A 14196-nucleotide genomic window follows, 5' to 3' on the forward strand; every position below is an offset into this window, starting at 1 on the left:
GGGACGCGAGCCCGGGCGGCGACGTGGTTCAGATCAGGTCTTGTCGCCCATGGCCGGGTTGCTCATTCGTCCTTCAGCAGCAGTTTCGTGCGGAGGACGATCTCCATTTCGAATTTCCAGTCGGGATCGTTCATCTCGTCGCCGAACAGTTCCTGCAGCCGGCGCATGCGGTACCGCACGGTCTGGGCGTGGACGTGGAGGCGGGCGGCGATCTCGGGCGCCCTGCCCCCGGACGCCAGCCAGGCCAGCAGGGTCTCGTCCAGGCGGTCCCGCTGCTGGGGTTTCAGCGCGGCGAGCGGCCCGTACCTGCGGGCGGTCATCAGCCGGATCACGTCCTCGTTGTGCGACAGCAGCAGTGTGGACAGCTCGTCGCTGCAGCGGACGTAGTGGTCGCATCGGATGACGCCCCGCCGGACCAGTGACAGCGCCTGCCCGGCCAGGCGCACCGACAGGGCGGCCTCGGCGAGCGACACGCTCGGGCCGATGGCGAACGGTGTGTCGCGCAGTGCGCGGGCCAGCATGTCCTGCCGGCCGGGGGCGTCGGGGTCCGGTACGAGCAGGCGGGGGTCGGGCCGTTCCAGGTCCATCAGCACGTCCGGACCGATGGCGGGTGCCAGCCGGCCCGCCCCGGCGTCCCAGTCGGCGATGGCCACGCCGGCCACGGTCGCCGGAAGCCTCCAGTCCGCCTCCCGCGCCAGGTCGGCGAGTGCTTCGCCGGACGTGGCCTGGTCCTCGCTCAGCACCAGCTCGAACAGACGGCGGCGCAGGCTCTTCAACCTGTCGGTGGTGCTCTGGCGCGCCTGGGCGTATCCCTGGACGGAGTATTCCGCGATCTCCTCGACGTAGGCGAAGACCATCTCGGCGAGCAGCGACATCCTCTCGGCCGGCCAGCCCGCCCGGCGTCCCACCTCGGCGATCCGGCGCCAGCCGACCCGTGCCGCGACCCGGTAGGCCGCCTGGAGCGCCGCCAGGTCCCTGCCGGCCCGGTACTCGCCGCGGCCGAGATCCCTGAAGACCTTGATCTCGTGGTCGCGCGGCGCCGGCGGGTCGGCGGCGCGGTCCACGAACCGCTCCAGCGCCTGTTCGACGACCGACCGAAGGTCGCCCTGGTCACGTCCTCGGCACGGATGGTCGAACTCGGCGACCGAATGCCGGATCTCCGCGCCGATCTCCTCCGCCAGTGACGGCAGTTCCGGGCGGAGCCTGGCGACCTCGGACGTCAGGCCGGGGAGCGGTGTGCGATCGCGGCCGGCGGGGGCGCGTCGGACGGTGGTGACCTGTGGCATGGACGGACTCCCTCACAGGGCGCGGGGGCCGCTGGGAAGGGCGGCTCCTGTGGGCGGATCTGGTGTTGTTCCATCCCCCGGCTGACGTGGTCCTCAAGGGTCACCGACCGCCCTCTCCCCGTCGCCGGCGCTCGTGACGGGCGCGTACTGCATGTCGACGACAAGGGCCACCATCCGGATGAGCCGGTCGGTGAACTCCTCGGGGTCGAGCGGATCCTCGCCCTCGACGACCCAGGCGTTGACGAGCACGGACGCGCCGCCGACCAGGAACACGGCGAGGTCCTCGATCGTGCGCGGATCGAGCCGCTCGCCGTAGAGCTGCCCGAGTGCCTCCCGGTTGTACGGGATGAGCAGGGCGCCCAGCGCCTTGTTGATTCCGTAGCCGCACGCCCCGGTGAAGATCACCCGGTAGAACGCCCGGTGGCCGGCGAAGTGGCGCGCCAGGGCCAGCACCTGACCGCGTCCCGTCGTGTCCGCTATGCCGGTGACGCTCGGTACCAGCTCGCGCCGCCCGAGATCGAGCGCGGTCTCCAGCAGCAGCGTGTCACGATCCCCGAACTGCTGGTAGACCACCTGCCGGCTCACGTCCGCGGCCTCGGCGAGGTCGGAGATCGGGACGGCCGCCGTGCCCCGCTCGGTCACCAGGTCGATCGTGGCCCGCATGAGGGCGGCCCGCGAACGGCGGACCCGCCGGTCCTTGACGGGTGCGCTCCCCGGCAGCTGGTACGTCACAGCCACGATGATGGACAGGTGTCAATAAAATAGCAAGTGTCCATGTCCCGTCGATCAGGGACGGCGTCATCGGCCCTCCTACTCCCACGCGTCGGCGGACGAAGGCGGACACGGTTCGGGCGAGGGGATGCGCACCGGCTTCCGGATCCGTTTTGGACCGCGCCAGATTCACGGCCGCAGGCGATGAATTTCCGTTGTGTTGCGGTCTAGCATGTCGTGGATGGACAAGCGTGACCCGGGCTTTCTCAACGCGCGCGTGCCCAACTTCGCCCGCGTGATGAACTACCTCGACGGCGGGAAGGACAACTTCGCCGTCGACCGGGTCATGGGGGACGAGCTTCTCAGGATCGCACCCGAGGTCCCGACGGTCGTCGCGGAGTCGCGCAAGTTCGTGTCCAGGGCCGTCACGTTCCTGGCGGAGGCGGGTGTCCGGCAGTTCGTGGACGTCGGGTGCGGTCTGCCCACCCATGGGAGCGTCCACGAGATCCTGCACGACCTCGGGGTGAACGCCCGCGTCGTCTACGTGGACGAAGACCCTGTCGTGGTGGCCCACGGCAAGGCGATCGTGGCGACGCGGGGGGAGGCGGTCACGGACGACTGCCCGGTGACCAGGGTCGTCCAGGCCGATCCGCACGATCCCGACGCGATGCTGGACCATCCGGAGCTGACCAGCGTGATCGATCTCCGGCGCCCGACCGCGATCCTCCTGCGCGCCCTGCTCGCCGTCTTCGACGACGACACCGCCGCCAGGGTCGCCGAGCGCCTGGTCGCCCGCCTCTCCCCCGGCGGCTACCTGCTGCTCGGCCATGCCTTCCGCGATCCGTTCGAGGAGAAGGCCGACGAGATGTCCAGGCACTTCAACCAGGGCCCCCTCATGGAGGGAGATCGCAGGCACGTCCGGAGCCTCGCGCACGTCGCCCGGTTCCTCGACGGACTCGACGTGGTCCCGCCCGGCCTGACGCCCCTGCCCGCCTGGCGCCCCCGCTTCGGGGAACCCAGCGTCGACCCCGAGACCTTCTGGGTGGCGGGCGCCGTCGGCCGCAAACCCTGACGGGTCAGGCTCCCCAGGGGAGCATGGTCAGGTGGAGGGGGTTCTCGCCGGCCACTTCGCCGCCGAGGATGCGCAGGGCCTGGTCGAGGTCGTCGAGGCCGAACCTGTGCGAGTGGAGCTGGGAGAAGGGGTAGTCGCCGTCGGCGAGCATCTGCACGGCTTGCCGCGTGCTGGCCGCCGAGGATCCGAACACTCCCCGGATCTGGTGCTCCTGCGTGATCAGGGTGGTCAGGTCGAGACCGTCCAGCGCCGCGGTCTTGATGCCGGCCGCCACGAGCCGGCCGCCCTGCCGCAGGGTCGCGAGTCCGTCCTTGGTGGGCGCGGTGGCGCCCGGGACGGTGTCGATGACGACGTCGACGCCCTGCCCGTCGGTGAGTTCGCGAACGCGGGAGACGGTGTCGTGCGCCGTGGTGTCGATGAGCTCGTCGGCCCCGAACCGGGAGAGCAGGGCGGCCTTGTGCCGGTCGCGGGCGAGCCCGGTCACGATGATCTGGCGGGCGCCGGCGCGGTGGGCGACGGCCGCGCAGGTGAAGGCGCGCTGGCCGGCGCCGAGGATCAGGACGCGGTCGCCGCGCCGGACGCGTGCCGCGCCGGTCGTCCAGTGGATGGCGTTGCTGAGCGGGTTGAAGAGCGTGGCGTCCTCGTCGTCGAGGTGCGGGGGGATCTCCACCATGAAGGTGCCCGGCAGCAGGACCATGTACTGCGCGTTGCCTCCCCACAGCCCGGTGCCGGTCGAGAGCGGGATGGTCGAGTAGCGGCGCTCGTCGCGGCACCGGTCGCCGGTCCGGCCCGCGCATTCGGCGCACCGGCCGCATCTGATTCCCGGGTCGACGGCGACCCGGTCCCCGGGGCGGACGTTCCACTGCTCGGCGGCCTGTTCGTCGACCAGTTCCAGTACGCCGACCATTTCGTGGCCTGACACCAGCGGCAGCGGTGCCAGGGTGGGCGAACTCTTTCGCAGGTGTCCGGTGTAGAGGTCGTAGTCGCTTCCGCACAGGCCGTTGGCCGTCACGCGGAGGATCGCGCCACCGGGAGGCGGGCTGTCGGGTACGGGAAGGGACTGGAGCCGGATCTCCCGGTCCCCTACTGTGACTGCCGCCTGCGACTGCATATCGCTCCCTTCCAGAAACTGCTCTGCACGACCGCGTCGCGCGGGTCAGACGGTGCTTGGGCCTGCCGGGCGCAGGCGGAGGTGGTGCGGGCCGAGTTCGTCCAGCGTGGCGACGCCGAGCAGCCGCATGGTGCGCAGGATGTCGGCGCGCAGGATCTCGCCGGCGTGTTCGACGCCTTGCCGCCCCCCGGCCATGAGGCCGTAGAGGTAGGCGCGCCCGACCAGGACGGCTTTGGCGCCCAGCGCGACGGCGGCCACGACGTCACCGCCGGTCAGCACACCCCCGTCGAGGTAGACCTCGGCCTGGTCGCCGACGGCTTCGACGACGCCGGGCAGGAGTTCCAGAGGGACCGGCGCCCTGTCCAGTTGGCGGCCGCCGTGGTTGGACACCACCACCGCGTCCGCGCCCAGGTCGACGACTCTGCGCGCGTCCCGGACGCTCTGGATGCCTTTCACCACCAGGGGCCCGGACCAGGCCTGGCGCAGCGCCGCCAGGTCGTCGAAGGTGAGGGCGGGGTCGAGGAGTTCGTCGACGACATCGGCGAAGGTCGCGGTGGAGGAGTCGACGCAGGCGAACGACAGCGGCCGCGTGGTCAGCAGGTTGAGCCACCAGGACGGGTATCTGGCCATGTCGAGCATGGTCGACATGGCCAGCGACGGCGGTATGGTCAGGCCGTTGCGGACGTCGCGGAGCCGTGCTCCCGCGACGGCCGTGTCGACGGTCAGGATCAGCGCCGAGTACGCCGACGCCTCGGCGCGGCGCACCAGTTCCATGGCCGCGGCACGGTCGCGGCCCATGTAGAGCTGGAACCAGTTGTCGCCCTTGGGCGCCGCCGCCGCGAGGTCTTCGGGCGTGGTCGTGCCCATCGTCGACAGCGCGTAGGGGATGCCCAGCGCGGCCGCCGCGCGGGCCACGGCCGGTTCGCCTTCGGCGTGCATCAGGCGGGTGAACCCGGTCGGGGCCAGGACGAGGGGCAGTGCGGCCGGTCTGCCCAGCAGGGTCGTGGAGGTGTCCACCCGGGAGACGTCGCGCAGCACGCGGGGCTGGAACTCGACCCTGGCGAAGGCGGAGCGGGCACGGGCCAGGCTGGTCTCGGTCTCGGCGGCGCCGTCGACGTAGTCGAAGACGGCCCGGGGAACGCGGCGGCGCGCGATCGCCCTCAGGTCCCTGATCGACGCGGCCCGCGCCAGGTGGCGCGGCCGTGTACGGGCGCCGGAGGCGGGCGCGATGAGCGGTCGCAGTTCCGACCACCGGGGCAGGCGCCGGTTCATGGACGCGGGTGCCGGTCTCATCGGCCGCCGTCCCAGCCGGCGACCTTGGGCACCGAGGAGTAGTCGCGGAAGAAGCGGCTGGCCGAGTCCGGGTCGATCGGCACGTGCACCAGCGCGGGCCCGCCGTCGCCGGCGGCGATGGTGCGGACCCCGCGCAGGTCGGCCAGGGTGTCGATCCGGTGGTAGTCCAGGCCGAACGCGGGTGCGAGGGCGGCCAGGTCGGGGTGGGGCACCGCGGCCAGGTGGCTGGGGATCCCGCGGCCCCGGGTGTACTGCACCTCGGCGCCGTAGCCGCCGTCGTCCAGGACGACGATGATGAGCCGCAGCCGCTGTTCGGCGACGGTGGCCAGTTCCTGCAGGGCCATCATGAGGGATCCGTCCCCGGTGAAGTGGACGGTCCACTGGCCGGTGCCGGCGAGGGAGGCCCCCATCGCCGTGCCCAGCCCGAGCCCGATCGACCCGGCGTGGATCGGGTAGATGAAGTGGTCGGGGCCCGCGGGTTCGACGTAGGCCACGATGTCGGCGGTGGCCTGGCCGGTGTCGGAGGCCAGCACCGCCCCCGGCGGGAAGCATTCGCGCATGGCCAGCGCCACCTCCCCCACCAGGAACGGCGCGCGGACGTCGTCCTCGGCGGGGCGGCCGGGCGGCCGGCGCATCTCGGCGACGCGGTTGAAGGGCGGCAGGGGCGCGGGAGCGCGGCGGGCGGCGCCCTGGTTCTTGCGGAGGTCGTCCAGGAGCGCCTCGCAGGTGAGGTGCGCGTCCCCGACGATGCCCAGGTCGGGGACCCTCCAGCGGCCGATGGCGGCGGGGTCGGCGTCGATGTGGACGATCGTGGACCCGTCGAGCAGTTCGGTGGCCGTCCACAGGTTGAGCGAGCAGCCGACGGCCAGGACCAGGTCCGCGGCGCCGATCACGTCCGCGCCGCGTCCGGTGGCGAAGCCCCCGCAGATGCCGATGTGGCGGTCCCCGCCGAGCAGGCCCTTGCCCAGCAAGGTCGTGGCCAGGGGGGCGTCCAGGTGTTCGGCCAGGCGGTGGACGGCGTCAATGGCCTCCGGGGCGGCGGCGCCCCGGCCCGCGAGGATGACCGGGTTCTTCGCGGCGGCGAGCAGTTCGGCACCGGCGGCGATCGCCTCCGGGCTCGGCGTCACGGGCCGCGCCCGCCAGCTCAGCGCGTGCTCGGGGAGCGTTTCGGGGAGTTCGCCGGTGAGCAGGAGGGAGTCGGCGACCTCGTACAGCAGGCTGGTGTCGACCCCCAGGACGTAGGGGCGGCGCTCGGTGAGCGCGCCCGCGAACACCGCGCGGACGTCGTCGGCGAGGAACGCCAGGCCGCGGGTCTCGCGCCAGCCCGCGCCGGTCAGGGCCACCAGTTCCCGGGTGGGGAACCGCTGGGAGTTGTGCAGGTCGGCGCGCGGCGTCACTCCGGTGAGCAGCACCAGCGGGGTCCCGTGCCGGGCGGCCTCGGTCAGCGCGGTGACCGTGTTGGTGAATCCGGGGCCCTGGGTGACCGACGCGAACCCGACCGATCCGGTACGCCGGGCCCAGCCGTCGGCCATGCTCACGGCGGCGTCCTCCCGGCGGGCGCCGACGAAGCGGACACCGAGCTGGTCGAGGGCCGTGGCGACGGCGATGTTGCCTTCGCCGAGGAGACCGAACTGAACGGTCACCCCCGCGTCGCGCAGGTACCTGGCGATCATCTCGCAGGCGAGCATGGGCGCTTTCCTCCATCCCCTGTCCCACCCGGGTGGGTGTGGGTGTGCCGGTTCATCACGGTGTGCCGGGTCATCACGCGCCGGGCCGCCATGGCCGGTCGCGGTCGTGCGGCCGGTCGTCGTCGTGGCCGTGCGGCCGTGCGGCGTCCTGCGGCTGTGCGCGCCGCCGGTAGGCGGACAGGGACGCCCGGCGCGTGTAGCGCCAGAAGTCGATCACCCGCCACGGCATGTTGGCGATCACCCGGCCGCGGGAGTTGGCGTACCAGGTGGTGAACCCGGGCTGGGTCCAGATCATCTTGGCGTGCGCTTCGTCGACGGCGCGGGTGTAGTCCTCCCACTCCTCTTCGCGGATCTCGACGGAGCGGACCCCGGCGTCGACCATCCTGCACATCAGGTCGGTGAGGTAGTGGGCCACGCACTCGGCCAGGAAGATGAAGCTGCCGCCGTGGCCCAGCGAGCTGTTGGGCCCGTAGAGGATGAACAGGTTGGGGAACCCGGGGGTCGCCACGCCCAGGTACGCGCGGCCGTCGTCGTCGTTCCACGCCTCGCGCAGCGTCACCCCGTCGCGTCCCTTGATGGTCAGGGGGTGGGTGGGGCGCTGGGCCTCGAAGCCGGTCGCCAGCACCACGATGTCGGCGGGCCGGCGCTCGCCCGTCGAGGTCACCACATGGTCGCGGGTGAGCTCGGCCACGCCCTCGGTGACGAGCGTGACGTGGTCCCGTTTGAGGGCCCGGAACCATCCGTTGTCCAGCAGCATCCGCTTGCCGAAGGGCGGGTAGTCGGGCAGCGTCTTGTCGACCAGGTCGGGGCGGCCGTCCAGCTCGGTGCGCAGGTAGCGCTCGAAGAACCGGCGGTGGCCCTCGTTGATCTCGTTGATGGAGCGGGGGCGCAGCGGCCAGTCCGGGTCCAGTTGCAGGGAGGGGTGGACCTTGTCGTTGAAGATCCAGCCGAGCCGGACCCGGTACCACTCGTAGTAGAACGGCACGTGGCGGATCAGGTAGTGCATGCCGGCCGGGATCGACTCGAAGTAGTAGTCGCTCGGCGCGACCCACTGCGGCGAGCGCTGGAAGACGGTGAGCTCGCCGACCTGGTCGACGATGGCCGGCACGATCTGCATGGCGCTGGCCCCGGTGCCGACGATCGCGACGCGCTTGCCCCGCAGGTCCAGCCCGGCGGGCCAGTGCGAGGCGTGGAAGACCTGCCCGCCGAAGTCGTCCAAGCCCGCGATGTCGGGCAGTTTGGGTTTGCTGAGCTGGCCCACCGCCGAGACCAGTACCGGCGCCCGGTGCCGCTCGACCCCGCCGGCGGTGCGCACGGTCACCGACCACAGGCCGTCCTGGTCGTCCCAGACCGCGTCCAGGACCTGCGCGCCGAACCTGACGTTGTCGACCAGGTTCAGATCGCGGGCCATGTCGCCGACATAGGTCTCCAGCTCCTCCCGCTTGGCGAAGTGCTGACTCCACTCCCGCTGGTAGAAGGAGAAGGAGTACAGGTAGCTGGGGGTGTCGACGCCGCAGCCCGGATAGGGGTTGTTGACCCAGGTGCCTCCCACCCGGTCGTTCTTCTCGAAGATGACGTGCGGGACGCCGGCCGTCGTCAGGTCCCGGGAGAGCGTCAGCCCGGAGATCCCGGCCCCGATGATGATCACCGACAGGCCCGACGACGCGGCGTCGCGCTCGCAGGACGGCGGGATCCGGGGGGCGAACCCCAGTTCCTCGGCGACCATCGGCTCGTACTCGGGCGGGACGTCCTCGCCCATGCTGGCGCTCATCAGCTCCAGCAGCTCCCGGCCCTTCGGCGCGGGCCGGGCGACCGGCTCGCCCTTGGACCACCGCAGCGTCGCCTGCGCGGCGGCCACCCGCAGCTCCTCCTGCACCTCGGGTGGGAGCCCGCCGGTGGGGTTGTCGTCCAGGCCCTTGGGCCGGGTGGTCCGGTAGCGCTCGCCGAGCCAGGCTCGGTCGCCGGTGAGCTGGTAGAGGACGGGCAGCAGGGTGGGCACGTTGGCGTCGCGCAGCGCCCGCACCAGTTCGTCCTCGTTCAGCCCGTCGAGGTCGTCGGCGGTGGCCCTCAACGCTGTCTCCTTCCGTGGGGGTGGGCGGCGGCGGTCACGGCGACGGCGGCGACGGCACGCGCTGGTCGTCGCGCACGGGACGCGCGCCCAGTTCGGATCGGATGACCTTGCCGGTGGTGCTGCGGGGGACGTCCCGGCCGTCGATGAACTCGATCAGGCGCGGGCGCTTGAACCGGGCCAGCCGGCTCTGGCAGTGCGCGTCCAGCGCGGCCCGGTCGGGGGCGCGGCCGGGATGCGGCACCACGAACGCCTTGACCGTCTCGCCCCACCGGTCGTCGGGGACGCCGATGACGCAGGCCTCGGCCACGTCGGGGTGCGAGGCCAGCGCGGCCTCCACCTCCAGCGGGTAGACGTTCTCGCCACCGGTCTTGATCAGGTACTTCTTGCGGTCGACGAAGCGCAGCGCGCCGTCGTGGGTGCGGACCAGCAGGTCTCCGGTGTGCAGCCGGCCGCCCTGGAAGGTCTCGGCCGTGGCCTCGGGACGGTTGAGGTAGCCGCTCATCACCGACGGGCCCCGCACCACGCACTCGCCGGGTTCGCCGACCTCGGTCTCCGATCCGTCGGGGCGGACGATCCGGATGTCCAGCATCGGCGTGGGGTACTTCCGCCAGTCCCGCTCGCCGGTGCCGCTGATCCGGTTGGCGGCCACCAGCAGGCTCGACTCGGTCTGCCCGAACAGATCGACGAAGTCCACGCCCCGCTCCAGCAGATCGTCGAGCAGCCGCGCCGGCAGCAGGTTGCCGTAGCCGCCGCCGAAGCGCAGGCCGCGCAGCGGAGACCGGCGGGCGCGCGCGGCGTCCAGGAACTCGGCGAACATCCCCGGCAGGAACCACGACCAGGTGCCGCCGCGGTCGTCGACGGCCTCGACCAGCCGCTCGGGATCGGCGCGGCGGAAGGTCAGGTAGCGGCCCCCCGACAGGAACGTGGCGTTGAGGGGCTCCTCGCCGCTGGTGTGGAACAGGGGCAGCCAGCCCAGGAAGGCGTCCCGGCCGGTCAGGCCGAACCACGACACCAGCCGCAGGGCCCGGACGGCCGCCGCCGCCTGGCTGATCATGGCCCCCTTGGGCTGCCCGGTGGTGCCGCTGGTGTAGATGACGGTGTGGATGTCCGACGGCCGCCCGAGCTCGGGAACCGAGGCGGGATCGGTGCTCTCCAGCACCGCGCCCAGGCTCCGGGTCCGCCCGCCGCCGCTGCCGTGCAGGTCGAGCTCCACGCGGTCGGCCGCCCCCGCGGCCTCCTCGGCGACCTCGCGGTGCCGCCGGTCGAAGAACACGATCTTGGCGCCGGAGTCCCGGACGCAGTACTCGGCGTCGCGGACGCCGTAGCGGGTGTTGATCCCCACGACGGTCACGCCGAGCTTGGCGACGGCCAGGTTCACCGCGATGTACTCGGGGCAGGGGTCCGACATCACGGCGACCCGGTCGCCGCGGCCGACCCCCTGCCGGAGCAGGAAGGCGGCCACGCCCGCCGCGAGCCGGTCGAGGTCGCGGTAGGTCAGGCGCACGCCGTCCTGCGACTCCACCGCGACGCGGTCCGCGTGCTGACGGGCGCTCTGCCGGAAGACCTGCGCGATGCCGACGGCCCGTGCCGCCTCGGCGTCCTGTGACTGCTGCATGTCCTCACCCTCCCTGGACCTCATCGGGTTGCCCCGGCCCGCCGGTTCACGACCGCCGGCGCGGGGACGGTGCTCATCGGGCGGCCATCCGCATCGCCCCGTCCAGCCGGATCGTCTCGCCGTTGAGGTAGTCGTTCTCCAGCACGCCCACGGCCATCCGGCCGAACTCGGCGGGATCGCCGAGCCTGGCCGGGTAGGGAATGGCCGACACCAGATCGGCGCGCAGTTCGGGCCGCAGGCGCCCCAGCATCGCGGTGTCGAAGGTGCCGGGGGCGATCGTGTTCACCCGGATGCCGTACCTGGCCAGGTCCCGCGCGGCCACCAGCGTCATCGCGTGCACCCCCGCCTTGGAGGCGCTGTAGGAGGTCTGCCCGATCTGCCCCTCGAACGCGGCGATCGACGAGGTCAGCACGCAGGCGCCCCGGCAGCCCCCGACCGGCTCGTTGCGGCTCATCTCCGCGGCGACCAGTCGCAGCACGTTGTAGGTGCCGACCAGGTTCGTGTGCACCACCTCGGCGAACACGTCCAGGTCGCCGGCGGCATGGGAGCGGTCCACGATCCGCAGGCGGTCGCTTCCCCGGCCCGCGCAGTGCACCAGCACCCGCACCGGCCCGTCGGCCCGGGCCGCCTCGATCGCGCGCTCGACGTCGCCGGCCGCGGTCACGTCCGCCGTCACCAGGCGGGCGCGGCCGTCCAGGCCGAGGCCGGGCCGGTCCGGCTCGCGGTCCACGACGGTGACCTTGGCGCCGCGCTCGAGCAGCCGCCGCACCGTGGCCAGGCCCAGTCCCGACGCACCGCCGGTCACGACGGCCGAGACCCCCTGCAACTCCATCCTCGCCACTCCCTTTCCTCGCGGCCGGGCGCCTGCCGGCGCCGGCCGTTCCGTCACAGTCCGAGCGACTTGCTGATGATCGACTTCATGACCTCGCTGGTGCCGCCGTAGATGCGCGTCACGCGCGCGTCGGCGTACAGCTGCGAGATCGGGGACTCGGTGATGTAGCCGAAGCCGCCGAACAGCTGCAGGCAGCGGTCCAGCACCCGCCCCTGCGTCTCGGTGCAGAACAGCTTGGCCCTGGCCGCGTCGGCCGGCGACAGCGCGTCCTCGACCAGCTCGGCGACCGCGGCGTCCAGCATCGACTGGGCCGCCTCCAGCTCGGCGCTCATCGCCGCGAGCTCGAACTTGGTGTTCTGGAAGGAGCCCAGCGGCTTGCCGAACACCGTCCGCAGCCGCGCGTACTCCACGGTCATCTCGATGGCCGTCCGCGCCTGCGCCACCGCCCCCACCGCGATCGCCACGCGTTCCTGGGGAAGGTTGGAGGTCAGGTACCCGAAGGCCGCGCCCGCCTCCCCCAGCCGGTTGGCGACCGGGACGCGGACGTCGTCGAAGGTCAGCTCGATGGTGTCCTGCGCCTTGAGGCCCAGCTTGTCCAGCGCGCGGCCCTTGGTGAAGCCCGGCATCCCGTCCTCGACCACCAGCAGGGTCAGCCCGTTCCGCCGGTTCCCGGGGTCGGTGGCGGTCCGGGCCAGCACGATGACCAGGTCGGCCAGGCTTCCGCCGGTGATGTAGGTCTTGGCTCCGCGCAGGACGTAGTGGTCGCCGTCCAGGACCGCGCGCGTCGCGACGGCCGCGAGATCGGATCCGGTGTCGGGCTCGGTCAGCGCGATCGCCGTCATCAGCGCGCCCGAGTTCAGTCCGGCGAACCAGCGCCGCCGCTGCAGGGCGTCGGCGTAGCGGAGGAAATAGGGCAGCACGACGTCCAGATGCGTTCGGAGCGGTCCAATCGTGACCGCCGCCCGGGCCGTCTCCTCCTGCAGGACGACGTTGAAGAGGTAGTCCTGGCCGCCCCCGCCCCACTCGGCGTCCATGTTCATCCCCATCACACCCAGATCGCCCAGGCGGCGGAACACCTCGCGGGGCACCGAACCGGCCGCCTGCCAGTCGGTGTACCGGGGCGAGACCTCCTTGCCGATGAAGTCGCGCACCATCTGGCGGAAGGCCTCGTGCTCGTCCCGGAACAACCTGCGTCTCATCCGCTGCCCTCTCCAGCCCTTCTGCGCGGCCGGTCCTCGCGGTCGCCCGGGGGCGCCGCATCCTGGTTCTTCATCCCTGGTCGTTCGCCGGGCCGGCCCGCTCGCCTCCGGTCCCCACGGCCGCTACGCGACGAGCTCGACCAGGGTGGCGTTGGCGGTGCCTCCCCCTTCGCACATCGTCTGCAGCCCGTAGCGCAGGCCCTTGTCGCGCATGTGATGCACCATGCGCGTCATCAGGGAGGTCCCGGAAGCCCCCAGCGGATGCCCCAGCGCGATGGCCCCGCCGTGCACGTTGAGCCGCTCGGGGCGGGCTCCCAGCTCGTCCAGCCACGCCAGCGGGACCGGCGCGAACGCCTCGTTGACCTCGAACACGTCGATGTCGCCGATGCCCAGCCCCGCCCGCGCCAGCAACTTCCTGGTCGCCTCGATGGGAGCGGTCAGCATCAGCACCGGATCGCCGCCGCACACCGCACCGGCCCGGTAGCGCACCAGCGGGGGCACCCCCAGCGCGCGGGCGCGCTCCGGGGTGGTGACCAGCACCGCCGACGCGCCGTCGGAGATCTGCGAGGAGTTCCCGGCGTGGATCCTGCCGTCGCTCTTGAAGGACGGCCGCAGCCGCGCGAGCGCCTCGACGCTGGTCGTGCGCCGGACGCCTTCGTCCTCGGCGAACCGGCGCCCGCCGGCCAGGACGGGGACCAGCTGCCCGTCGAACGCGCCCGCGTCGATGGCGGCCGCGGCCTTGGCGTGCGACTCCACCGAGAAGGCGTCCAGCCGCCGCCGGCTCATCCCCCACTTCTCGGCGATCATCTCCGCGGAGATCCCCTGGTTGAAGTCGAACCCGTCGTAGCGGCCCAGGACCGCGGGCCCGTAGGGCTGCCCGACCTGCCGGGCGGCGCCCAGCGGCACCCGGCTCATGCACTCCACCCCGCCGGCGACGACCATCTCCGCCTGGCCGGACATGACGGCCTGGGCCGCCTGGTCGAGCGCCTGCTGGCTGCTTCCGCAGGCGCGGTTGACCGTCACGCCCGGAACGTGCTCGGGCCAGCCGGCGGCCAGCACCGCGAACCGCGCGAGGTTGCTCGACTGGTCGCCGAGCTGGGTCACGCAGCCCAGGATGACGTCGTCCACCTCACCGGGATCGATTCCGGTGCGGCCGGCCAATGCGTTGAGAACCTCCGCCGCCAGGTCGACGGGATGAAATGAGGCCAGCGCTCCATCACGTTTTCCATGCGCGGTGCGGACCGCGTCCACGACCACTGCCTCCGCCATACCCGCCTCCTTGTACCGATCGGTCTGTACACGATAGGCTGAATGAACA

At 72.3% G+C, this 14196-nt stretch carries 11 protein-coding genes; 1 reads left to right on the top strand and 10 read right to left on the bottom strand.

Annotation, left to right across the window (positions count from 1 at the left end):
- Positions 1-62: 62 nt before the first annotated feature.
- Positions 63-1286: a PucR family transcriptional regulator gene (locus ACZ466_RS51815; RefSeq protein WP_378287876.1), complete on the bottom strand. Its 1224-nt coding sequence runs from the start codon at positions 1284-1286 to the stop codon at positions 63-65.
- Positions 1287-1379: 93 nt separating this feature from the next.
- A complete protein-coding gene (locus ACZ466_RS51820; RefSeq protein WP_378287877.1) occupies positions 1380-2018 on the bottom strand; it encodes a TetR/AcrR family transcriptional regulator in 639 nt (212 codons plus the stop codon).
- Between the two features lie 220 nt (positions 2019-2238).
- Between ACZ466_RS51820 and ACZ466_RS51825 the strand changes: the two genes are divergently transcribed.
- Positions 2239-3069 (top strand): SAM-dependent methyltransferase, encoded by an 831-nt coding sequence (locus ACZ466_RS51825; RefSeq protein WP_378287878.1) that lies wholly within the window; start codon positions 2239-2241, stop codon positions 3067-3069.
- 4 nt (positions 3070-3073) lie between these two features.
- Here the strand turns inward: ACZ466_RS51825 and ACZ466_RS51830 are convergent, their stop codons facing one another.
- From ACZ466_RS51830 to ACZ466_RS51865, 8 genes are all read right to left on the bottom strand, one after another.
- Positions 3074-4180, bottom strand: a complete 1107-nt coding sequence (locus ACZ466_RS51830; RefSeq protein ID WP_378287879.1) for a zinc-dependent alcohol dehydrogenase — start codon at positions 4178-4180, stop codon at positions 3074-3076.
- Positions 4181-4225: 45 nt separating this feature from the next.
- Complete coding sequence (locus tag ACZ466_RS51835; protein ID WP_378287880.1) at positions 4226-5473, bottom strand: alpha-hydroxy acid oxidase; 1248 nt, start codon at positions 5471-5473, stop codon at positions 4226-4228.
- A complete protein-coding gene (locus ACZ466_RS51840; protein ID WP_378287881.1) occupies positions 5470-7161 on the bottom strand; it encodes a thiamine pyrophosphate-binding protein in 1692 nt (563 codons plus the stop codon). Before ACZ466_RS51840 ends, ACZ466_RS51835 begins: the two co-directional genes overlap by 4 nt.
- 73 nt (positions 7162-7234) lie before the next feature.
- A complete protein-coding gene (locus tag ACZ466_RS51845) occupies positions 7235-9232 on the bottom strand; it encodes a flavin-containing monooxygenase (protein WP_378287882.1) in 1998 nt (665 codons plus the stop codon).
- 34 nt (positions 9233-9266) lie between these two features.
- On the bottom strand, positions 9267-10847 hold the full coding sequence (locus ACZ466_RS51850; RefSeq protein ID WP_378287883.1) for a class I adenylate-forming enzyme family protein: 1581 nt from the start codon (positions 10845-10847) through the stop codon (positions 9267-9269).
- A gap of 73 nt (positions 10848-10920) precedes the next feature.
- The gene (locus ACZ466_RS51855; RefSeq protein ID WP_378287884.1) at positions 10921-11679 is read right to left on the bottom strand and encodes an SDR family NAD(P)-dependent oxidoreductase; all 759 of its coding nucleotides are present in this window, start codon (positions 11677-11679) and stop codon (positions 10921-10923) included.
- A 53-nt stretch (positions 11680-11732) separates the two neighbouring features.
- Positions 11733-12878 (bottom strand): acyl-CoA dehydrogenase family protein, encoded by a 1146-nt coding sequence (locus ACZ466_RS51860; protein WP_378287885.1) that lies wholly within the window; start codon positions 12876-12878, stop codon positions 11733-11735.
- Between the two features lie 123 nt (positions 12879-13001).
- Positions 13002-14147: a thiolase family protein gene (locus ACZ466_RS51865; protein ID WP_378287886.1), complete on the bottom strand. Its 1146-nt coding sequence runs from the start codon at positions 14145-14147 to the stop codon at positions 13002-13004.
- Positions 14148-14196: the final 49 nt, after the last annotated feature.

Source organism: Actinomadura rugatobispora, assembly GCF_055379765.1.

Coding starts and splice junctions, on each gene's coding strand:
- ACZ466_RS51815 (WP_378287876.1), bottom strand. CDS start 1,286: ATGCCACAGGTCACCACCGTCCGACGCGCCCCCGCCGGCCGCGATCGC.
- ACZ466_RS51825 (WP_378287878.1), top strand. CDS start 2,239: ATGGACAAGCGTGACCCGGGCTTTCTCAACGCGCGCGTGCCCAACTTC.
- ACZ466_RS51830 (WP_378287879.1), bottom strand. CDS start 4,180: ATGCAGTCGCAGGCGGCAGTCACAGTAGGGGACCGGGAGATCCGGCTC.
- ACZ466_RS51835 (WP_378287880.1), bottom strand. CDS start 5,473: ATGAGACCGGCACCCGCGTCCATGAACCGGCGCCTGCCCCGGTGGTCG.
- ACZ466_RS51840 (WP_378287881.1), bottom strand. CDS start 7,161: ATGCTCGCCTGCGAGATGATCGCCAGGTACCTGCGCGACGCGGGGGTG.
- ACZ466_RS51850 (WP_378287883.1), bottom strand. CDS start 10,847: ATGCAGCAGTCACAGGACGCCGAGGCGGCACGGGCCGTCGGCATCGCG.
- ACZ466_RS51855 (WP_378287884.1), bottom strand. CDS start 11,679: ATGGAGTTGCAGGGGGTCTCGGCCGTCGTGACCGGCGGTGCGTCGGGA.
- ACZ466_RS51860 (WP_378287885.1), bottom strand. CDS start 12,878: ATGAGACGCAGGTTGTTCCGGGACGAGCACGAGGCCTTCCGCCAGATG.
- ACZ466_RS51865 (WP_378287886.1), bottom strand. CDS start 14,147: ATGGCGGAGGCAGTGGTCGTGGACGCGGTCCGCACCGCGCATGGAAAA.